We start from the raw sequence: 21,646 nt of genomic DNA, 5'->3' as shown, positions 1-21,646 counted from the left end.
ATCAATTGATTACCTTTATTTTTTCATCACACCAATACGAACATCTGGTTTAGTGGGCGATAAAACTCGATTGTTTCGCGGCCAGCAAAAACTGCGCAAACTCGGGTTCTCGCAGGGCTGGACTGTATAAATATCCCTGTGCCTGATGACACAAACTCTTGGCTAAAAACGCCTCCTGCTCAACGGTTTCTACCCCTTCTGCGGTCAAGGAAATATTGAGCGCACTCGCCATCGCAATAATGGCCGAGACGATTTCTTGGCTTTCGCGGCTAATCGTCAAATCTGAAATAAACGAGCGATCGATTTTTAACTTACTGATAGGAAACAGTTTAAGGTAGCGCATCGAGCTGTAACCCGTCCCAAAATCATCGATAGCCAAGCCTACCCCCAGTTCAGCCAACTCCTGACACAATAAGGTCGCATGGCGAATATCGCCCATGAGTTCCGTCTCTGTAATTTCCAAAATTAAGGTTTTGGGCTTTAAACGATAACGGGTCAAGAGTTGCCATACTTGTTCATACAAATTACCACTAAAAAACTGCCGCGCAGACACATTAACATGCATGCTAAGATCGGCATTGTGATGCTGCCAAATATTCAATTGCCGACAGGCCGCCTCTAATACCCAACTGCCTATCGCATTGATCATCCCCGATTGCTCGGCAATATCAATAAACGCGCCGGGATATAGCACGCCTCTTTTGGGATGATGCCAACGAATAAGCGCTTCGGCACCGATATAAGTTTGCTGTTCGAGATCCCTTAAGGGCTGGTAATAAAGCTCAAATTGTCGACCGCGAATAGCACTATGCAAATCGCGTTCAATTTGCGCATCTTCCTTAAACGCACTCAGCAATGTACTGTTAAAGACTTGAATTGCTGTGCCCTTTTTCTTCTTCGCATATTGCACTGCAATATCGGCGCAGGTCAGTGGTGCAAATAAATTTGCCACCGACGCAATATCAACCACGGCCAGTGCGGGTTTAGGTTCCACTTGTTCACGGCCAATTAATATCGGCATGGCTAAATGCTGGTATAAGCGGGTGCTGATATAGTCCAGATCATAAACTGCGTTATCGTCGGTCAGTAATACCGCAAACTCATCACTACCGACACGAGCGATTTCAGTCGCTTTATTGATGTCTGAAAAATGCTTTAAGCGCCGGCCAATCTCAATCAACAGGCTGTCGCCATTTTCATGACCATAAGTATCGTTAAAACGCTTAAAGGCGACTAAATCGACTAGCAACAGTAGCCCATGTGTTGTTCGCTCGAGCACTCGATTAAAGTGACTGCGATTGTTAAGTCCAGTCAAGCTACAACGCCACGCCAGACGTTCCAACTCCGCTTTGTAGTTATGCTCATCCGTACTTTCTTCACCCGACACTAAAGCGTAATGATTGCCTCTATCGGTGATAAATTGGCTCACAACATATTTCAGCCAATAACGACTACCATCAGCACGATTAAATTGCACCTCACCTTTTGCCAGTTCACCTCTAAAAATTTTTGCTAAGGTCTGCTCAGCTAACGCATTGTGCTGTTTGAAAAAAGTTAAATCACGTAAATTAGTGCCAACGCTCCTGCTCCGAGAAATACCACTAATATCCTGATGGGCTTGGTTAACGTACTCCACTTTTTCAGTGTGCAAGTTAATCAACATAGTCATTTGACGAGATTGTTCTATGGCGCAGCAAAAAAGGCTGAGACGTTCTTCCTTATCGTAAGCATGTTTGGTAGCAAGAGTGAGGGCTAATTGATCGGCCATTTGGCAAGCCAGATGAATTTCACTATCGTGCCAATGGTGTGTGAGCTGCGCGCGCTCAATGCAGAGCACGCCCTCAAGATGGCCATTGATACGGATGCCGACTTCAAGACTAGATAAAATTTGGCGTGGAATAAAATAACTATCGACTAATTCTGTCAACCGAGGGTCAATAAGCGTATTACCAGCATCTATATGTCTGTGATTTTTTAGTTCATTTAAATAACGCGGCACCGTTTGCAGCAGTTTAGGACGGTAGATGTCCTGTAGCGCCATCGCCCCAAACTGGGCGACGAGAGATTGGGTGTTTTGCTCGGCAGAAAAAATCCACACCGACACCAAGGAGACCGCTAAATTCTGACACAGTAGCTCTGTCGCTAACTCTGCCGTCTTAGTGAAATCACCCTGCTGCTTTGCCGTAGAATGGACTAAAGACTCTAATAAGTGTTGATGCTGACGTCGCTTCACTCTGATCCCTACAAAACTTCGTGTTGGGTAAAACGATACTGCTGCGACTAACACACTAAAGATAGGAGTGTTAATGGAGCCGATTTATCATTGTTTTTGTTGACGCAGATTACACGATCTACAGTTAAAATAGCAACATCGGCCACACTTTATTACAAATTAACCTCGACTTGTATCACAGGGGTTGCGCTATAGACCATTCTCTAACTGGAAAATCATTTTTTCGACACTGACATCAAATACCAGTTTGAGCGTCACACCCGTTTCACCTCGAGTAACGCTCGCTTGCGTGTGTCGAAAACGTGTCTGAGCACGCTCAACCATCTTTGCCGCCTCATTTTCCGCCTCGCCACCCGTAAACTGCAACTCAAGCACAGTATCTTGTTCATCAATCACAGCACCGATGTCAACAAAGCTGCCGCAATCGGTACATGTGTCGTTTACTGTGGGGGTTTGTCCTGCAATGATGCCTTTCATAGGGCTATCCTCTCTAATGGCCTCATGTTAAAAACTCAACATAAGCGACTCAACATTAATATCACTAACGACTAATTATAGGGAATGATGATGAGAGAGACTCTGGTATTGCTCACGCTTATTACCCGAAATAATACCTTTGATAATAAATAGCCTCAGTAGCATTAAGCACTGGCTAAGCGTGGGATCAAATTACGTTGGATCGCTAGTTGATCGGCAAAGTGCATGATTTCAACTTGAGGAGATGGCAATTGTCCCCGCTGACGCAAGCGAGTTGTAAACTCACAGTTACTCAAGGCTTCGGCGATGGCGATGGGTTCACCACCTCGGATCACTAACGCTTCCGGTCGCAAGGCCTGTTGCAATTGAAATGCTCTTGCCCCTTGCTGCATAAACACGGCGCTATTGTCGATAATATGATTGTCTGAGGATAAATCCGCCACTAACGTTTGTTTTGGTGGTAATTCAAACTGACGTTGTAGTTTTTCGGCAGTATCGAGTTCTTTTTGCCATTGAAACTGCGCCATGTCCCTCGCGTCAGCAGACAATAGCGACAGCAACAGGGCAAACTCACCTCGCCTGTTGTGTTCGATTGCCGCATTTAAGCGGGAGCCAATTTGGGCCTCATTGATTAAAGGAACATCGATTTGCATAAAAAAACATCGCTAAAACAACTCGTTGTCAGTTAATCGACCAGTTGAACAAGAACTTTAGGAAAATTTTCATATTTAGACTTTACATGCCTAAGGTTTCTGACTACTATGGCGGCCGCAATTGAGGAGGGGTTCCCGAGTGGCCAAAGGGATCAGACTGTAAATCTGACGGCTCCGCCTTCGAAGGTTCGAATCCTTCTCCCTCCACCATTTGCACTAACAATTAGCGATGCTATAAAAGATACTCGTGGAGGGGTTCCCGAGTGGCCAAAGGGATCAGACTGTAAATCTGACGGCTCCGCCTTCGAAGGTTCGAATCCTTCTCCCTCCACCACTTTTATCTTCTGTGGTTCGTCAATCGTTAGTCTGCTGTAAACTTGCTTTACCCTTAAATCTGGCCAAGATTTAAGATGATTTTTAAGCGCAACTTAAAAGTCGGAAGAAAATATGTGGAGGGGTTCCCGAGTGGCCAAAGGGATCAGACTGTAAATCTGACGGCTCCGCCTTCGAAGGTTCGAATCCTTCTCCCTCCACCACTTCTTTCTCATCTCACGCTATATACCGCTCTATTCCCTAAGTTTTCTTTCTAGCACTCCACCTTATACAAAAATATTTTTATCGCTTAGTTAAAACTATTGTCTTTAATTCATAGATTTTGCTGATAAATAACGCCCCTTTCGGAGCGTTAAAGAAGAGTGCACAGCACTAAGTGGCGATTAATCGATATTTAAGTACTTATGGGTCTGAATCGATAGACGCCAGTTGCGAGCAATACACACCTTCATGGCTAATTCCGTTGCCCTTGGTTTTTGGCTGATCGGTTGTAAACAAATCGTTTTCGCTGACACATCAATCCCTTTGAGTAACTCATCGAGTTCGTCGATATGATGTTCGGTCGCTATCGGATGCTTTATCTCGTTGGCGCGGATCAAGGCCTGCGCTAACACCTGATAACCACCTTTCATATTGATCTTGGGCGAGACAGTCACCCAGGTATCAGCATCACACTTCACCTCAAAGGTGCCACTGGTCTCGATTTGAGTGGCAAAACCGGCAGCGTGAAACGTGAGGGTTAATTCATTCAAATCATACATACAAGGTTCACCACCTGTGATCACCACATGGCGCGCCGTGTATCCCTTAGCGTTGAACGCCTCGATAAGACTCTGCGCCGTATGGTTAGCCCAGCGCCCCACGGAACCGTCGACGGTAATCACTTGTTCGGGTGACACCTTGTTTTCCTCAAGCAGATCCCAAGTCTGTTTGGTATCACACCAAGCACATCCCACAGGGCAACCCTGTAAACGCACAAAAATGGCGGGTACTCCGGTAAAGACACCTTCACCTTGAATAGTTTCAAAGACTTCGTTGACTGGGTAATTCATGCTAGCGTTCCATTTTTCTGGGGCGGCAGTTATAGAGGATTTTAGCTGCAGCTGCAAGTTTTTACCGCCGCTAACATAGTGATGCCAAGAACCGCATGCCCGTCACCACACGCCAGCAAAAAGTTTTCAAGCCCTAGCACCTGGGTTACACTTACGCCCTATTTTTGTGTCACTCTAAAGTGGATCTTATGTCAGCATCAGTTTCAAAGGTCGTGGTCGTATTCAGTGGTGGACAAGACTCAACAACTTGTCTTATTCAAGCCTTAACACAGTATGATGAAGTCCATGGGATCACCTTCGATTATGGACAGCGCCACCGTGAAGAAATTGACGTGGCTAAATCCCTCGCCAAACGCTTAAACATCACCAGCCATAAAGTGATGGATGTGAGTTTACTCAACGAATTAGCCATTTCTGCCCTCACCCGGGATGCAATCCCCGTATCCCACGAATTAATGGAAAATGGCTTACCCAATACCTTTGTGCCAGGCCGTAATATCCTGTTTTTGACTTTGGCGGGGATCTACGCCTACCAATTAGGAGCAGAGGCGATTATTACCGGTGTCTGCGAAACCGATTTTTCGGGTTATCCCGACTGTCGCCACGACTTTGTCCGTGCAATGGAATCAGCACTGGTGCAAGGCATGGATAAAAAGCTTGAGATCACCACGCCATTAATGTGGCTCAACAAGGCCCAAACTTGGGCGCTGGCCGATAAATACCAGCAGCTCGATTTAGTTCGCCACCATACCCTGACCTGTTATAACGGCATTGTCGGCGATGGTTGCGGTGACTGCCCAGCCTGCCACCTTCGCAAACGGGGCTTAGAGGATTACCTGCAAAATAAAGCAGAGGTGATGGCCTCGCTCGACAAGGCAACTGAAACGGGTAAACCAAAGGCGTGAGATTGGTGACGTTTAATAAACTCAGCCCCTATTGGCTGGCGCTTATCGTCAGTCTGCTCTGCGCGCTCTTGTATGTTGCGGGACTTTTTACCCCGAGCGTAGATACTCTGCTTGCCTATCGACGCAGCGATATCAGTGACGGCCAGTGGTGGCGCCTGATTACCGGTAATCTGCTACATACCAATCATTGGCACCTGTTGATGAACCTCGCTGGATTATGGGTAGTACTGTTTTTGCACCACTTTCACTACCAGCTTAAGGGATTAACCGCGCTGTTTATCCTGCTTTGTCTGTTTGAAGGCATTGGTCTGTATTTAGGTTACCCACAATTATTTGGCTATGTAGGCTTGAGCGGCATGTTACATGGCCTATTTACCTTTGGTGCAGTGCAGGATATTCGCCGCAAAATGTACTCTGGTTATTTGCTGCTGCTCGGGGTGATAGTCAAAGTCTGCCATGAACAGTTCTATGGTGCCAGTGATGATGTAACCGCAATGATCGGCGCGCGGGTGGCCACCGAGGCGCATTTAGTTGGTTTGATCTGTGGCTTAGTCTGCGCGCTCTTATTCTTTATGCTCCCACGCACGATGCTAACCAAAGAAAAAGCATAAAGTCTCGATTCTTCTTTGATGATCTAATCCAATAAAAAGCCGCTAACACAATGTGTTTAGCGGCTTTTTATTCAGTAAAACACCTTAGTGGCAGAACGTTAGCATCACAGCTTTGAGTCTCAACGCCTTGCTTAGGCGAGAAACTCATTTATGCGCTGATCAGTAATTCCCTTAAGCGTTTCACCTCATCACGCAAGGCCGCCGCCTGTTCAAACTCCAAGTTACGCGCATGTTCATGCATTTGCTTCTCGAGCTTATCGATATCATGGCTCAGCTGGGCAGCATCTGCATGATAACGTTTGGCTTTAGGCTCAGCGACTCTGCCAAGGGATGCTTGACCATAATCCTTTTCAGACTCTCTGCCGTCGTCCACATCCATCACATCGGTAATACGCTTGACCACGCCTTTTGGCACAATGCCATGCTCAAGGTTGTAGGCTCGCTGTTTCTCACGGCGGCGCTCGGTTTCCCCCATCGCCTTTGCCATCGAGTTGGTGATGCGATCGGCATAGAGGATCACCTTGCCATTAACGTTACGCGCGGCGCGACCAATGGTCTGGATCAGCGAACGCTCCGAACGTAAAAAACCTTCCTTATCTGCATCCAAAATACAGACGAGTGAGACTTCCGGCATATCTAAGCCTTCGCGCAGCAAGTTGATGCCGACCAGCACATCAAACTTACCCAGGCGCAGATCGCGGATAATCTCCACCCTCTCTACGGTATCGATATCTGAGTGTAAGTAGCGGACTTTGACACCATGTTCGTCGAGGTATTCAGTTAAATCCTCCGACATACGTTTAGTTAACGTGGTGACTAACACCCGCTCGTTTACCGCAACCCGTTTAGCGACCTCAGAGAGCAAATCGTCCACTTGAATGCCAACGGGGCGCACCTCAAGCTCAGGGTCGAGCAATCCTGTGGGCCGCACAACTTGTTCAACAATCTCGCCGCCACTCTTATCCAATTCATAGGGATTTGGCGTCGCCGACACATAAATCGTCTGCGGCATTAACTGCTCAAACTCTTCAAACTTCAGCGGCCGGTTATCCAACGCCGAGGGCAAACGAAAGCCATATTCCACCAAGGTGGTTTTACGGGAACGGTCACCCTTATACATGGCACCAATTTGTGGCACGGTGACATGGGATTCGTCGATAACCAATAAACCATCAGCGGGTAAGTAATCGAGCAGCGTTGGTGGCCCCTCACCGGGGGCGCGTCCGGATAAATAGCGGGAGTAGTTTTCAATGCCGGAGCAATAGCCTAGCTCCACCATCATCTCGATATCATATTGCACCCGCTCGTGGATGCGCTGCGCCTCAATCAACTTATTATTGTCGAGCAGATATTGCTTGCGCTCACGCAGCTCTTGTTTAATCAGCTCGGTGGCTTCTAGGATCTTTTCCCGCGGCGTCACATAGTGGGTCTTAGGATACACTGTGGTGCGAGCGATACGTTTGATAATCTGCCCAGTTAACGGATCAAACTCGCTTAAGCGTTCAATTTCATCGTCAAATAGCTCCACCCGAATCGCGTAGCGGTCTGAATCGGCTGGGAAAATATCAATCACTTCGCCGCGAACACGAAAGGTACCGCGCTGCAACTCGATATCATTGCGGGTGTATTGCAATTCACTCAAGCGCTTAAGAATGTCCCGCTGTCCCATGGTATCGCCTTGGCGCAGGTGCAATAGCATCTTTAGGTAAGAGTCAGGATCGCCAAGACCATAAATCGCCGATACCGAGGCAATCAGCACCACATCCTTGCGTTCCAGCAGGGCTTTAGTGGCCGAGAGCCGCATTTGTTCAATATGGGCGTTTACCGAGGCATCTTTTTCTATAAAGGTATTGGATGCGGGGACATACGCCTCGGGCTGATAGTAATCGTAATAGGAGACAAAATATTCCACCGCATTATTGGGGAAAAACTCTTTCATCTCACCATATAACTGTGCTGCGAGAGTCTTATTTGGCGCCATAATAATGGTCGGTCGCCCAAGCTTGGCAATCACATTGGCGATGGTGAACGTCTTACCAGAGCCCGTCACCCCTAATAAGGTTTGGCAAGCAAGGCCTGATTCGAGGCCATCAACCAATTTAGCAATGGCTGTTGGCTGGTCACCTGCGGGGGCAAATTGGGATTCAAGCTGAAAAACAGATTCTGACACGCGCTACATATCCTTGTGGTTAGTCGAACCATTCTAATCAAGAGACAGATTAAGCTCCAGCAGTTATCTTATAATCAGCCTACACTGAACATAAACGCCAATGTAACAAGTAGTAACTTTTATCAAATGTAATTAAATTACAAACCATTTATCTCCAATGTTGGGGATGAAAAATACTCCTCAATCCCGCATGGTTTCTCGCTTATTTCGACTTATCAACAAATTCTGTGGATAACCCTGTGAGTTGCGACTTAAAACAAGCGGCAAACCCTTGGTGCGCGGGCGATGGACTTAAATTGCACTATTTTGGCGATAAAAATATTAATCCTTAAATTTCATATAGTTGACAATTGCAAGCCTTATATTTTTTAGCATAAATTTAAGTTGCAATTTTGTAAGCAGATGAAAGTCCTTCCTTGTGTATTAATTTGGCATTAATCCTGAATTTCAGTGCGTTTTATCGTCAGTTTGAGCACTAAAACGCCGTAGTCAAAAAGTTTCACTTTGCTGCAATCAAATGGTCATCTTGATGTTTAACGGCGCTCATCTAGTGACTAGAAAGAGGATAATGCCCGAGTTGTGGCTCTATTTGCCTAAACGTCAGTGCTCACTACTCACGCAATAGACTCAGCCCAAATAGCATCATTAACATTATAACGAGGTAAGCGATTATCTATGCGGGCAAAATCTTTTCTGAGTAAGGGTTCGCATCTGCCGGAATCCGCATAGACTTTGTTTGCTATTAGTTCCTGTAAACATTCAGCCAATTTTGCACTTTCGTGTATTTATTCAATGCCGTAGTGATTTTGATGCTCAAGCGACGGATCTTTAAGCAATTGAAGATATGAGCCAGCCTTTAAGCACTTTTCATTGACAAATTTTATGGTACCGAACAGCGCTATCTTGCGAAAAGTTAAGTTATTTCTTCATCAAAATGCTGATTTCTACACCATGATGCACATTAGATGAGCACTTAACAGCATAATTACACTTTTTTTAGTAACTCGAGTTGACTCCTCCAACAGAGCGTTTTACTATGCGCTCCGTTCTCAACGAGTCATCGAGACGATTAAAGCGATTCCCCTGTAGTTCAGTCGGTAGAACGGCGGACTGTTAATCCGTATGTCACTGGTTCAAGTCCAGTCAGGGGAGCCACTCTTTAATCATTGATAATCAATGAGAATACAGTTAGATAACTAACGATTCCCCTGTAGTTCAGTCGGTAGAACGGCGGACTGTTAATCCGTATGTCACTGGTTCAAGTCCAGTCAGGGGAGCCACTTAGTTAGCAAGCTGATACGTTAAAACGATTCCCCTGTAGTTCAGTCGGTAGAACGGCGGACTGTTAATCCGTATGTCACTGGTTCAAGTCCAGTCAGGGGAGCCATTTTAAAGTAATATCCAAAGTCGATAGTCATATCGCACCCTCTACTCCCCTGTAGTTCAGTCGGTAGAACGGCGGACTGTTAATCCGTATGTCACTGGTTCAAGTCCAGTCAGGGGAGCCATTTTAAAGTAATATCCAAAGTCGATAGTCATATCGCACCCTCTACTCCCCTGTAGTTCAGTCGGTAGAACGGCGGACTGTTAATCCGTATGTCACTGGTTCAAGTCCAGTCAGGGGAGCCATTTTAAAGTAATATCTAAAGTCGATAGTCATATCGCACCCTCTACTCCCCTGTAGTTCAGTCGGTAGAACGGCGGACTGTTAATCCGTATGTCACTGGTTCAAGTCCAGTCAGGGGAGCCATTTTATTTCACTTCATCTGTTTTTTATCCTACATCTAACGCTTATAGATCACGCTTTTCATTTCTGTTTTGCCTTAAATACGGTTACACTGTGAGCAGTTTGTTAACCAAAATACCGTGTATCATCACGCAGATAACGGTGTTATTTCAAATCTCATGCAATATCTTATTGCACATACTTTGACATATTGAGAGCGAATTTTATGGCGATGTCTAAATCGTATCCCATTTTTTTGTTGCTGATCTTTTTAGGCCTTTTTGGTTGGATTTATCAAAGCGAAAATCACCAGTTGCAGGCAGAACAACAGCAGGAACTCAATAATTTCAAACAATACATGGTCAACTTTGACCAGTGGCAAGGTAATGGTAGCGAACTTTACCAAAGCCTCTCCGAACATTACCCTCTGCAATTTTTTCAATATATTGATGATACTGATGGGCAACTTAATTACACTCAAGGTGAACTCAACGTCCAAATGGCTCACCCACTTGCTGGGTTATTTTCCTTAGATTTGTCACATACACAAAAGCTGCCTGCGGGTCGGTTACAAGTTAAGTTGAGTGTTAACCAAGCCATCGAAAACGCCATTGCCAATACCCAGCAGCTAGGATTCTCATTACTGCTAGCTTACATTGTATTAGTTGTTGTTTTTTTATTACTTATCAATAAATTAAAATCTTCGATCCGTTATGCTGCCGATTATATTATGCATGTTCCGGAGTTGAGTTTTTCAGCCATAGAGTCTTCTAGACTGAATGGCGAAATGACCCCCGTCAGATTAGCGCTTGAGGAATGCCGAACAACGTTAAAATCACGAGTCGATAGCCTCACACAGGAAAACCAGAAACTGCATAAAGTGGCTTATCAAGATCCCATTACGGGGTTTGGCAGTCGTCCTCGTTTTACCTCCAAGTTGGAAAGTATTAGCAATCGTGCCATTCCTCAACTCGGATTAATGGCCATGGTTAAGGCGACTGAACTGGCTCATATCAACCAACTTCAAGGGCGCTCAGCGGGTGACGATTATTTATCGAATGTGGCTAATTGCATACGTAAAGCCTGTTCAAAATATCCCGATGCAGAGTGCTACCGCGTTTCCAGTGCCGATTTTGCGATTTTTTTGCCCGATTTAGTGTTAAAGGATGGACCTAAGTTTTTAGATCAACTGAAAATTTTCCTTGATGAATATCAACAGATGATCAAAGCAGAATCCGCGGCACATATCGGGCTTGTCCCATACCAACAAGGGACAGATCCCGTCAATTTGCTATCCCTTGCAGATACGGCTGTCAGCATAGCGCAAACCCTTGGTCCTAATAGTTATCATATTCAAGAGAAACTCAATGCGGATCAGCAATTTGGTGACGACCGTTGGAAACTGGCAATCAATGACCTAATCACCCGCCAAGCGCTTAAATTTTTCCAACAACCGATTCAACCTTGCCGTAACGATGTCGAGGTATATCGCGAGTTGCTGGCACGCTTCTACAATAGTGAAGGGAAGTTTTTACCGACCACCACAGTCATTGCCATGGCGGAGCGCCATGGAATGAGCACAGAATTAGATAAACTAGTGGTGATCACTACATTAAAAATGCTTAAAGAAAATCCCACCATTAGCGGCAATTTTGGCATCAACATCAGTGCCTTTTCAGCGCATCAAGAACTGTTTGTTGGCTGGTTAAAGGATATTCTTGGTAAGCATAAATATATCGCTTCACGCTTAGTATTTGAGATTAACGAATCCGGTATGCAAGCCAATTTAGGGGCGAGTTATAAGTTTGTACGTGAAGTGCATAGCGTAGGTTCGAGGGTATCAATTGAGCGTTTTGGCATGAGTTTTACCTCGTTCAAATTCTTCAGCGAAGTGCGCCCAGACTACATTAAGCTTGATGGTAGCTACACCTCGGCGATCGATGAAGACAGCAATAACAAATTCTTCGTGCGTATGATGGTAGACGTTGCCAGACGTATTGGTATCCGCGTAATTGCGACCAGTGTTGAGCGCCAAGAAGAAAAATTAACCCTCGAAAAACTTCTCGTTGATGGCCTCCAAGGCTATTACATTGCTCAGCCACAGGCCATCACCCTAACTGATCAAATTTAAACCAATGCAGGGTTAATCAAGCATGCATATTTACAGTAAAGATAGTTAACCCTGCATTCTATATGTTGTTTATGCAAACGGAAAAGTCGATAATACGGCCAAGATCCGTTTAGACAAGTATTGAGATGAGTGAATATCTCCTGTTGTTGATCAGCACTGTACTGGTCAACAATTTCGTATTAGTGAAATTCTTAGGCTTATGTCCATTTATGGGGGTCTCCAGCAAACTGGAGTCCGCTATCGGTATGTCTATGGCGACCACTTTCGTGTTGACCTTGGCATCCATTCTCAGTTACCTAGTGAATCAATACCTATTATTGCCTTTTGATCTCAGTTATCTGCGTACCATGAGCTTTATTCTGGTGATTGCGGTGGTAGTGCAATTTACCGAGATGGTAGTGCAGAAAACCAGTGCAGCCCTACATCGCGCACTGGGAATTTATTTGCCGTTGATCACCACTAACTGCGCCGTATTAGGGGTTGCGCTATTAAACGTGAATGAGAAACACGATTTTATTCAATCTGCTATCTACGGATTTGGTGCTGCGGTAGGATTTTCCTTAGTGTTAATTCTGTTTTCCGCGATGCGTGAACGTTTAGCGGCGGCCGATGTGCCCATGCCGTTTAAAGGCGGTGCTATCGCCATGATCACCGCAGGCCTGATGTCATTGGCCTTTATGGGATTTACAGGATTGGTTAAATAGATGTCCACCATGTTAATTGCCGTTATCTTATTGACCCTATTGGCATTGTTCTTTGGGGTATTACTCGGATTTGCCGCCTTAAAATTTAAGGTTGAAGGTAATCCTATCGTCGATGAACTCGAAGCGATTCTGCCACAAACTCAATGCGGTCAATGTGGTTATCCCGGTTGTCGTCCTTACGCCGAAGCCATTGCCAATGGCGATAAAGTCAACAAGTGCCCGCCCGGCGGCACTGCGACCATGGAAAAACTCGCCAGCTTAATGGGGGTCGAGCCAGAGCCGCTCAACGCCGAGGCTCAGTCCCAAGTCAAAAAAGTCGCCTATATTCGCGAAGATGAATGTATTGGCTGCACTAAATGTATTCAGGCCTGTCCTGTCGACGCCATTATTGGCGCGGGCAAACTCATGCATACCGTGCTCACCGCCGACTGCACAGGTTGCGATCTCTGTGTCGAGCCCTGTCCCGTCGACTGTATCGATATGGTGCCCGTTGGCCAGAATCTTAAAAACTGGAACTGGCGCTTAAATGCCATTCCCGTGACTCTTATCCAAGAGACTCCGCACGAAGAAAAGAGAGGATAAGCGGTGCTGACTTTATTAGATCAATTAGATAAAGGAACCCTTTGGCGCTCACCCGGTGGCATTCATCCACCTGAAGTCAAATTCCTCTCCAATACCACGCCAATCAGCCAACTGCCATTAGCGCAGGAATACCTCGTGCCAGTGCCACAGGTGGGTGAAAACAGCACCCTTGCAGTAATGGTTGGTGACAAAGTATTAAAAGGCGCGCCATTAACCCAAGGTACCTCGATTTGGCATTTGCCCGTACATGCACCAACCTCGGGCACTGTTGTCGCCATTGAGCCAAGAGCCAGTAACCATGCCTCTGCCTTGCCAGTCAATACCTGTGTAATTGCCGCTGATGGTGAAGACCGCTGGTGCGAGTTAACGCCAGGCTCACTTGAGCTGAGCAATCAGGAGATCATTACCAAAATCCATCGTGCAGGAATAGCCGGCATGGGTGGCGCCGCCTTCCCAAGCCATATTAAGCTCAATCCCGTTAGTGAAATTGAATTAGTGATAATCAACGGCGTGGAATGTGAGCCTTATATCAGCGCCGACGATCGCTTAATGCGCGAATACAGCCAAGACATTCTGGCGGGGATTGCGATTATCCATCGCCTTTTGTCGCCAAAACGCATTGTGATTGCTATCGAAGACAACAAACCTGAAGCCATAAAGGTGATGCAACAGGCGGTGAGTCAATCTACGCTCCCTGCCGGCAGCACTCGGGTAACGGTGATCCCAACGAAGTATCCCTCTGGCGGTGAAAAACAGCTGATCCAAATCATCACAGGTCGTGAAGTCCCCTCGGGCGCCATTCCCGCTAAGCTTGGGATTGTGGTGCATAACGTGGGAACCGCCTTTGCGATTCATCAAGCCGTGACCCAAGGAAAACCGCTGATTGAACGTGTGGTAACCGTTACCGGGCAAAATGTGGGTAAACCTGGCAACTATTGGTTACCCATAGGCACGCCCGTTGAACATGTGCTCAAGCAAACTGAATTTAATGCCGAAGCCGAACAAAAAGTGATTATTGGCGGGCCAATGATGGGCCACGCATTGCCAACCATCCAAGTACCGATTTTAAAGGGCACAAACTGTATTTTGGTCCCGAGCAGTCAAGAGATTGGGATAACTCTAGAGGAAAAGGCCTGTATCCGCTGCGGTGAATGTGCCAATGCCTGCCCTGCTCTCTTGCTACCACAACAACTGTTTTGGCATGCAAAAGCCGAAGAATATGACAAGGCGGCCAGCTACAACCTAAAAGACTGTATCGAATGCGGTTGCTGTAGTTATGTGTGCCCGAGTGATATTCCACTGGTGGAATACTACCGCATCGCTAAATCGGCACTAAAACAAGCCGCCGATGAGAAGCATCAAGCCGAGCGCGCCAAACTGCGCTTCGAGGCGCGTATTCAACGCCTCGAAGAAGAAAAACTCGCCCGCGAAGCCAAGGCTAAAGAAGCCGCTGCGCGTCGCCAAGCGACCATGACCTCAACGGATAAGAGTGCCGTTGCTGAAGCTATGGCGCGGATCGCGGCCAAAAAGGCAGCAGCGGCAGAAGCCACAACCGATAACGCGACGGTCGAGGTCGTTGCGGCTGATGCAAGCAGCACTGAGGCGCCTAAGGGTAAGGCGGCCGTTGCCGCTGCGATTGCTCGAGCCAAAGCCAAGAAAGCCGCCGCTGCGGCTCAAGGGGCCGATGAAGCAGAATCGTCTCAACAAGCAGTCTCTTCTGTGCAAACAGCTTCTTCTGAGCCAAGTGAGCCAAGCGAGCCAACTGAGCAATCCGAGTCTTTATCACAAAAAGATAAAGTCGCCGCAGCCATCGCTCGCGCCAAAGCGAAAAAAGCGGCATTAAAGGCCGACTCGGATGCCAATGGCGACACTGACATCTCGACAGACAACACAGATAAGCCAGCAACTGAAACGACGGCTAACGCGGAAGTGGATGACAAAAAAGCCAAGGTTGCTGCAGCCGTTGCCCGTGCTAAAGCCAAAAAAGCCGCCGCGCAGCAGGCTGAATCGAGCGAGGTTACCGAGGTTCAGTCCAAGCTAGCCGCCGACGCTAAGCCAGAATCAGAGTCAAGCTCTATTCCAAGCGCGCCACTCAGTCCTGAAGATGAGAAAAAAGCCAAAGTCGCTGCCGCCGTTGCCCGTGCAAAAGCCAAAAAGGCCGCCGCGCAGCAAGCCGAATCGAGTGAGGTTGCCGAAGTTCAGCCCGAGCATACAGCAGACGCTAAGCCAGAGTTAAACGATGAATCTGGCAATAAATCAGACTCAGCTACTGATCTAAGCGCGCCACTCAGTCCTGAAGATGAGAAAAAAGCCAAGGTCGCGGCCGCCGTTGCCCGTGCAAAAGCCAAAAAGGCCGCCGCACAGCAGGTAGAATCGACTGAGGTTGCCGAAGTTCAGCCCGAGCGAGTAGCAGACGCCAAGCCAGAATCGACCAATGTGTCAGGCAATGAATTAAGCTCAGCCACTGAACCAAGCACATCACTCAGTCCTGAGGATGAGAAAAAAGCCAAGGTCGCTGCGGCGGTTGCTCGTGCTAAAGCCAAAAAAGCGGCCAGAGAAGCGAATGCTAACAGCGATGCAAATGAATAGCACTGCGGATTTTAACTTCAGTGCTTTAAAAATGATTAGCTTAAAAATCAGTGACTCAAGATTAGATAAAAGGGATCACAATGGCGTTTAAAATAGCCTCATCACCCCATGTTACCCGTAATTTGCATACTTCAACGGTTATGCAAAGGGTTATTTTATGCTTGTTACCCGGACTTGTGGTGCAATGCGCCTTTTTCGGCTGGGGTACGCTTATTCAAGTGTTACTGGCAATTATCGTAGCCTTAAGCTGTGAAGCCGCGGTGATGAAACTGCGTAACCGCAGCATCAAAGCGAGTTTAAGCGATAACAGCGCCATGCTGACGGCAATCTTGATCGGGGTTGCGATCCCGCCGCTAGCACCTTGGTGGATGATCGTTATGGGTACAGTGTTTGCGATTGTTATCGTCAAGCATCTCTACGGTGGCCTGGGCCATAACCTGTTCAATCCCGCGATGGCCGCCTATGTGTTACTGCTGGTTTCCTTCCCTGTGCAGATGACCAGTTGGATTGCACCAAGTACGGTTGCGCTCAATACCCCAAGTGTTATCGATAGCTTGCAACTTATCTTCAATGTCGGTGCCCATGGTGGGATGGATCAATTCCGTTTAGGGATTGATGGGATCAGTATGGCAACACCGCTCGATACCCTCAAAACCGATTTGTCTCTAGGGCTGACTACCACTGAGAGTTTGGCCAAAAGCATATTCGATGGCGGCACTGGCGTGGGTTGGTTTTGGGTCAATTTAGCTTATCTTGCTGGCGGTTTAGTGTTACTTAAATTAAAAGCCATCCGCTGGCATATCAGCACAGGCGTGTTGGTGGGATTATTTGTGGCATCCAGCATCGGCTTTTTACTGTCACCCGATATGCAGGCAAGCCCGCTGTTCCATTTATTCTCGGGCGCGACCATGCTCGCCGCCTTCTTTATCGCGACCGATCCCGTCACCGCGGCGACCAGTCCACGTGGCCGTTTAATTTTCGGCGCATTAATTGGTGTCTTGGTATATATCATCCGTACCCAAGGTGGCTATCCCGATGCCTTTGCCTTTGCCGTGCTACTCGCAAACCTGTGCGCGCCATTTATTGATTACTATGTGCGTCCGCGCACCTATGGCCACTCTGCGAGCTAGGCCTGTGGCATAAAAGAATCAAGCGAGCTTGAACAAGGATTCTTGAGGAATAAAAGTGAATAATCCAATGATTAAAAATGGTCTGCTACTTGCTCTATTTGCCCTGCTCTGCACCGGCTTAGTGGCTGTGGTTAATCAACAGACCTTTGATGAAATAAAGCTGCAACAGCAGAAAGAACTGATGGGCATCTTACATCAACTGATCCCAGATGAACTCCATGACAATGAGCTGACCGCGCAGTGCACGTTACTGCAAAATAAAGAGGCGCTCGGCACTGAAGATGCCTTGCCTGCGTATATTGCCACCGCAGCGGGTAAACCCGTTGCTATCGCCTTAGAAGCCATCGCTCCCGATGGTTACAACGGTAATATTAAGCTGATTGTAGGTATCAACACCCAAGGTGAAGTATTAGGCGTTCGTACGCTTTCCCACCAAGAAACGCCCGGGCTTGGGGATAAAATCGAGTTACGTAAATCCGACTGGGTCACTAAGTTTGTCGGAAAAGTGCTGACATCTGAAGATGACAAGCAATGGCACGTACAAAAAGACGGTGGTGATTTCGACCAGTTCACTGGTGCGACAATCACACCACGCGCCTATGTGAAAGCCGTTAAACGCGCTGTATGGTACTTTACTCAGCATCAAGCAGAGATTTTCAGCCAACCACTGAATTGTGAGGCCAACCATGACTAATTATCGCGAAATTGCCTGGCAAGGACTGTGGAAAAACAACCCCGGCTTGGTGCAACTGCTGGGGTTATGCCCACTGCTGGCCGTAACCGCGACCCTCACCAACGCCCTTGGCCTAGGTATCGCGACAATGCTGGTGCTGATTGGCTCAAACGTTTTGGTTTCGATAGTGCGCGACTATGTGCCCAAGGAAATCCGTATCCCCGTGTTTGTGATGATCATTGCGGCGCTGGTGACGGCGGTGCAACTGTTAGTCAATGCCTATGCCTATGGTCTGTATTTGTCCTTAGGGATCTTCTTGCCGCTAATTGTGACCAACTGCATTATCATTGGCCGCGCCGAAGCGTTTGCCTCCCGTAATAATGCCTTTAGCGCCGCCTTCGATGGACTGATGATGGGGCTTGGCTTTACCTTAGTCTTAGCGGTTCTTGGCGCAACGCGCGAAATTCTCGGCCAAGGCACCCTGTTTGATGGCGCCGACCAACTGCTCGGCCCATGGGCTAAAGCCTTAACGATTCAGGTATGGCAAGTCGATACCCCCTTCCTGCTGGCGATGTTACCGCCCGGCGCCTTTATTGTAATGGGCCTACTTATTGCCCTGAAAAACGTTATCGATAAAAAGCTTAAAGAGCGTCAACCCGAAGCAGCAGTGCAGCCAAGCGTAACACGGGCACGGATCACCAAAGTGAGTTAAGCCCTTATTGAGATAACAGCTTAAGTAGTGGGTTTAGCGTTAAACCCACTACTTCCAAGGATCACTATGAATCAACAAAAACGCATCCAAATCCTCACCCGCCTGCGTGAAAACAATCCCAAACCCGAAACAGAGCTGAATTTCTCCAGTCCCTTTGAATTACTGGTGGCGGTGACCTTGTCGGCACAGGCGACCGATGTGAGCGTGAATAAGGCGACCGACAAACTGTTTCCAGTGGCCAATACCGCCCACAGCATTTATGCCTTAGGCGTGGAGGGATTAAAGGAATATATCAAGACGATTGGCCTGTATAACAACAAGGCCATCAATGTGATTAAAACCTGTGAAATCTTAATTGAAAAATACAACGGCGAAGTCCCTGAGGACAGAGAAGCGCTAGAGTCGCTTCCTGGCGTCGGTCGTAAAACCGCTAACGTGGTACTCAATACCGCCTTTGGCTGGCCGACCATCGCCGTCGACACCCATATCTTTCGCATGGCAAACCGCACTAAATTCGCCCCCGGTAAAAACGTGGTCGAAGTCGAGGAACGCATGTTAAAGGTCGTTCCCGCCGAATTTAAGGTCGATGTGCACCACTGGTTTATTCTGCATGGCCGCTATACCTGTCTGGCCCGCAAACCGCGCTGTGGTAGCTGTATTATTGAGGACCTTTGCGAATTTAAGGAAAAGGTCTATCCCGAAGAATAAGGGCGCCATATGGCTGTCGTTAAGCACTCTAACTAACGGAATGAGTAAATAACAAGGGCTTTTAGGCTAGAGAATACTTTCAGGCTAGTTAACTTTTGCTGAAAGCCCTTTGTTATTAGCGTTGTCTTTAACACTGTTATTAGCCCTATTGATATTAGCCCTGTAGTGCAGATTAATTGGTCTGCTGAGCGGCTTTTTGCTGTAATAGGGCTAATAATTCTTCATATTTTGGCCCTTGGCCAAACTGGGGTAGCGCTACCGCAAAAACCACCAGCGCAAAGGCAATATAAATCGCGTACGGGTGACTCCAAAATCCTGCGAGCAACGTAAGTGTGCCAAAGATAAGCAACATAATCACCCCAACTCGCACCCGCTGCGCCATCTGCACTTTTTGTTTCGCGGCAGCGATAAGCGTAAGTTCTGCTTGAGTAAATTCCATATCCAATCCTTTGCAGTAAACCTATCCGATAAAAATAACCCTCAGGTACAGTTTGCACCTGAGGGCGGTTTTACTGCAAACAATTTGATGTGGGTATTACTGAACTAACACTGCCTCGGGGACAGGCCATTGGCTGACTAACCATTCACCCTGCCAATTTTGAATTGACACCCACAGGCTATCCGTTGCCGCCAACTTAGCGCCGGTTATCGCATGCACATGCTGGCCATGTTTACTCCCATGTAAAACCCCATTTTCACCTTTTTGCAATGCTTCTAATGGCAACGCCTCTGGGCCGATATTGGCATACCCTTGACGAATATGGGCGACATCACCCTGTTCAAAGATCAACATAAAATCTTTTACGTAATCATCATGGTGTTTGTAAGGCGCCTTTAAATCTAAGGGCATAGGCGCGATTTTAAATTCACCAAGCTGCTGGCTCGGCCAAGCGGGTGGAAAGCTTGGGCTAAGCGACTGATAGAGAAACACAAAGGGTAAAATCAAAATCAAGCCACTGAGCTTGTATTTATGCTTTAACCAAAATACCGATGATGCCATTAGCGAGCCTCCCCTATCATATCTGCAGCTAAGTCTTTAGTTTCGGCCTGTTTAAAGGCGCGAACATGGCGCAATCCCCACATCATAAAACCAGTGATCGACATTCCAGAAAGTACCAGCCCAAAGCAGAACCAAATCAATTTAGTCCAAATGCCACCTAAGGTGCCGTAATGCAGCGGATCGGCAATATGCATTAAGGTTTGCATGCCTGTCATGGTTTCTGGCGAGGTAGCACTGGCAATTTCGCCAGTCCATGGGTTAATGCTGAGATTATAGGAATATTGATCGTAAAAAATATGATCGCCACTGCCGCTTAAATGGTACATATCCCGTTGATGTTCAGGCAGCATCACATAGCTTGGTTGAAAATCGGGGAAACGCTGCTTGGCTAAACTTAAGGCCTCAGTAAAAGAGACATTGGCGCTTGGCACTTTTAGATCGCCAGCTTCTACTAGCGGCACTTGCTCGGCGGCAATCATTGGCGCATGGGGCTCGATATCAATATCTGCATGCCAGAAGATGGCTTGGACTAAATACCACAGCCCTGTAAGACTCATAATCGCGATAAACCAAATCGACCAGACGCCGGATAATTTATGCAGATCCGACAAGAGTGTTTTCTTCCCTTGGGTTAGCCGCAATTTAGGGGCAAAAAAGCTGCGCCAAAAACGCTTATAAACGATGAGTCCCGTTACCAATGAGGCGAGCATCAAGAGTGCCATAGAGCACACTAAGTAATAACCCACGCTATAACCGCCCTGCCAAGGAAACAACAACCAACCATGTAAGGAACGCATAAAACCGATAAAAGTTATACCTTCATTTATTTGTTGGATCTCACCCGTATATTGATTCACATAAGCAATGGCATAGGGTTTATCGGCATCGGTAAAGGTAATGGCATTGACTAAGTAAGGCTCAAAGGTCATAGCACCCATCACTTGCGCATTTGGATAGGCCTTTTCGACCACCAGCATCAACTCGTCGACGGGTTTTGCGGGTAATTCGTTAGGATTTGTTGCACGAGCAGCTGGATTGGTAAGCCAAGTCAACTCATGGCTAAGCACAGCAACAGTACCCGTTAAACAGATAAAACTGAATAAAATCCAGATGGGTAATGACACCCAACCGTGCAACATAAACCAGAAGCGATTACTTATTTTCGCCATGGGGAGTTGTTCCTACCTCTTTTAAAATCCTGTTAGTGTAAAGTTAATACGAATTATTATCAATACGGTATATGGGTAATCTACTATA

At 47.0% G+C, this 21,646-nt stretch carries 18 protein-coding genes and 9 tRNA genes; 19 read left to right on the top strand and 8 right to left on the bottom strand.

The window, feature by feature from the left end; genetic code table 11:
* Positions 1 to 49: 49 nt before the first annotated feature.
* The 3 genes from KXJ80_RS12565 to KXJ80_RS12555 all read right to left on the bottom strand — a co-directional run bounded on the left by KXJ80_RS12565 (position 50) and on the right by KXJ80_RS12555 (position 3,363).
* On the bottom strand, positions 50 to 2,233 hold the full coding sequence (locus KXJ80_RS12565) for a putative bifunctional diguanylate cyclase/phosphodiesterase (protein WP_218738538.1): 2,184 nt from the start codon (positions 2,231 to 2,233) through the stop codon (positions 50 to 52).
* Positions 2,234 to 2,422: 189 nt separating this feature from the next.
* The gene (locus tag KXJ80_RS12560) at positions 2,423 to 2,710 is read right to left on the bottom strand and encodes a DUF406 family protein (protein WP_037418691.1); all 288 of its coding nucleotides are present in this window, start codon (positions 2,708 to 2,710) and stop codon (positions 2,423 to 2,425) included.
* Between the two features lie 164 nt (positions 2,711 to 2,874).
* Positions 2,875 to 3,363 (bottom strand): VC2046/SO_2500 family protein, encoded by a 489-nt coding sequence (locus KXJ80_RS12555; RefSeq protein WP_037418688.1) that lies wholly within the window; start codon positions 3,361 to 3,363, stop codon positions 2,875 to 2,877.
* A 125-nt stretch (positions 3,364 to 3,488) separates the two neighbouring features.
* On the opposite strand from KXJ80_RS12555, the gene KXJ80_RS12550 reads away from it, so the two are divergent.
* The 3 genes from KXJ80_RS12550 to KXJ80_RS12540 all read left to right on the top strand — a co-directional run bounded on the left by KXJ80_RS12550 (position 3,489) and on the right by KXJ80_RS12540 (position 3,899).
* Positions 3,489 to 3,573 (top strand) — tRNA-Tyr (locus KXJ80_RS12550).
* Positions 3,574 to 3,612: 39 nt separating this feature from the next.
* Positions 3,613 to 3,697: transfer RNA gene (locus tag KXJ80_RS12545), tRNA-Tyr, on the top strand.
* Positions 3,698 to 3,814: 117 nt separating this feature from the next.
* Positions 3,815 to 3,899 (top strand) — tRNA-Tyr (locus KXJ80_RS12540).
* A 180-nt stretch (positions 3,900 to 4,079) separates the two neighbouring features.
* Here the strand turns inward: KXJ80_RS12540 and queE are convergent.
* Positions 4,080 to 4,748 (bottom strand): 7-carboxy-7-deazaguanine synthase QueE, encoded by a 669-nt coding sequence (gene queE / locus KXJ80_RS12535; RefSeq protein ID WP_259474430.1) that lies wholly within the window; start codon positions 4,746 to 4,748, stop codon positions 4,080 to 4,082.
* Between the two features lie 188 nt (positions 4,749 to 4,936).
* Between queE and queC the strand changes: the two genes are divergently transcribed.
* The gene (queC, locus tag KXJ80_RS12530) at positions 4,937 to 5,653 is read left to right on the top strand and encodes a 7-cyano-7-deazaguanine synthase QueC (RefSeq protein WP_259474429.1); all 717 of its coding nucleotides are present in this window, start codon (positions 4,937 to 4,939) and stop codon (positions 5,651 to 5,653) included.
* On the top strand, positions 5,650 to 6,264 hold the full coding sequence (gene rrtA / locus KXJ80_RS12525) for a rhombosortase (RefSeq protein ID WP_259474428.1): 615 nt from the start codon (positions 5,650 to 5,652) through the stop codon (positions 6,262 to 6,264). The genes queC and rrtA overlap by 4 nt, the downstream gene beginning before the upstream one ends.
* A 148-nt stretch (positions 6,265 to 6,412) precedes the next feature.
* Here rrtA and uvrB read toward each other — a convergent pair whose 3' ends face one another.
* A complete protein-coding gene (gene uvrB, locus KXJ80_RS12520) occupies positions 6,413 to 8,434 on the bottom strand; it encodes an excinuclease ABC subunit UvrB (RefSeq protein ID WP_259474427.1) in 2,022 nt (673 codons plus the stop codon).
* Between the two features lie 1,079 nt (positions 8,435 to 9,513).
* On the opposite strand from uvrB, the gene KXJ80_RS12515 reads away from it, so the two are divergent.
* The 14 genes from KXJ80_RS12515 to nth all read left to right on the top strand — a co-directional run bounded on the left by KXJ80_RS12515 (position 9,514) and on the right by nth (position 19,389).
* Positions 9,514 to 9,589, top strand: a tRNA-Asn gene (locus tag KXJ80_RS12515).
* Between the two features lie 49 nt (positions 9,590 to 9,638).
* Positions 9,639 to 9,714, top strand: a tRNA-Asn gene (locus KXJ80_RS12510).
* Between the two features lie 31 nt (positions 9,715 to 9,745).
* Positions 9,746 to 9,821 (top strand) — tRNA-Asn (locus tag KXJ80_RS12505).
* 45 nt (positions 9,822 to 9,866) lie between these two features.
* Positions 9,867 to 9,942, top strand: a tRNA-Asn gene (locus KXJ80_RS12500).
* 45 nt (positions 9,943 to 9,987) lie between these two features.
* Positions 9,988 to 10,063, top strand: a tRNA-Asn gene (locus KXJ80_RS12495).
* A 45-nt stretch (positions 10,064 to 10,108) separates the two neighbouring features.
* Positions 10,109 to 10,184, top strand: a tRNA-Asn gene (locus KXJ80_RS12490).
* A 202-nt stretch (positions 10,185 to 10,386) separates the two neighbouring features.
* A complete protein-coding gene (locus tag KXJ80_RS12485; RefSeq protein WP_088585645.1) occupies positions 10,387 to 12,291 on the top strand; it encodes a bifunctional diguanylate cyclase/phosphodiesterase in 1,905 nt (634 codons plus the stop codon).
* 125 nt (positions 12,292 to 12,416) lie between these two features.
* Positions 12,417 to 12,995, top strand: a complete 579-nt coding sequence (rsxA, locus tag KXJ80_RS12480; protein WP_023267235.1) for an electron transport complex subunit RsxA — start codon at positions 12,417 to 12,419, stop codon at positions 12,993 to 12,995.
* Positions 12,996 to 13,577 (top strand): electron transport complex subunit RsxB, encoded by a 582-nt coding sequence (gene rsxB, locus KXJ80_RS12475; protein ID WP_259474426.1) that lies wholly within the window; start codon positions 12,996 to 12,998, stop codon positions 13,575 to 13,577.
* Between the two features lie 3 nt (positions 13,578 to 13,580).
* The gene (gene rsxC, locus KXJ80_RS12470) at positions 13,581 to 16,166 is read left to right on the top strand and encodes an electron transport complex subunit RsxC (RefSeq protein ID WP_259474425.1); all 2,586 of its coding nucleotides are present in this window, start codon (positions 13,581 to 13,583) and stop codon (positions 16,164 to 16,166) included.
* An 80-nt stretch (positions 16,167 to 16,246) separates the two neighbouring features.
* Entirely contained in the window at positions 16,247 to 17,296 is a 1,050-nt protein-coding gene (gene rsxD, locus KXJ80_RS12465) for an electron transport complex subunit RsxD (RefSeq protein WP_218738543.1), read from the top strand.
* A 55-nt stretch (positions 17,297 to 17,351) separates the two neighbouring features.
* Positions 17,352 to 17,990: an electron transport complex subunit RsxG gene (gene rsxG / locus KXJ80_RS12460; protein WP_218738544.1), complete on the top strand. Its 639-nt coding sequence runs from the start codon at positions 17,352 to 17,354 to the stop codon at positions 17,988 to 17,990.
* Positions 17,983 to 18,681, top strand: a complete 699-nt coding sequence (locus KXJ80_RS12455) for an electron transport complex subunit E (RefSeq protein ID WP_218738545.1) — start codon at positions 17,983 to 17,985, stop codon at positions 18,679 to 18,681. The genes rsxG and KXJ80_RS12455 overlap by 8 nt, the downstream gene beginning before the upstream one ends.
* 66 nt (positions 18,682 to 18,747) lie before the next feature.
* Positions 18,748 to 19,389, top strand: a complete 642-nt coding sequence (nth, locus tag KXJ80_RS12450; protein ID WP_023267240.1) for an endonuclease III — start codon at positions 18,748 to 18,750, stop codon at positions 19,387 to 19,389.
* 172 nt (positions 19,390 to 19,561) lie between these two features.
* On the opposite strand, the gene KXJ80_RS12445 is transcribed toward nth, so the two are convergent.
* From KXJ80_RS12445 to KXJ80_RS12435, 3 genes are all read right to left on the bottom strand, one after another.
* Complete coding sequence (locus KXJ80_RS12445; protein WP_099458157.1) at positions 19,562 to 19,828, bottom strand: hypothetical protein; 267 nt, start codon at positions 19,826 to 19,828, stop codon at positions 19,562 to 19,564.
* 96 nt (positions 19,829 to 19,924) lie between these two features.
* Entirely contained in the window at positions 19,925 to 20,389 is a 465-nt protein-coding gene (locus KXJ80_RS12440; RefSeq protein ID WP_099458158.1) for a PA2404 family protein, read from the bottom strand.
* Complete coding sequence (locus KXJ80_RS12435; RefSeq protein ID WP_023267243.1) at positions 20,389 to 21,558, bottom strand: PepSY-associated TM helix domain-containing protein; 1,170 nt, start codon at positions 21,556 to 21,558, stop codon at positions 20,389 to 20,391. Before KXJ80_RS12435 ends, KXJ80_RS12440 begins: the two co-directional genes overlap by 1 nt.
* Positions 21,559 to 21,646 lie beyond the last annotated feature (88 nt).

It is taken from the genome of Shewanella xiamenensis (assembly GCF_024971755.1).
Classification (GTDB): domain Bacteria; phylum Pseudomonadota; class Gammaproteobacteria; order Enterobacterales; family Shewanellaceae; genus Shewanella; species Shewanella xiamenensis.
This window is presented reverse-complemented; position numbering and strand designations above follow the sequence as displayed.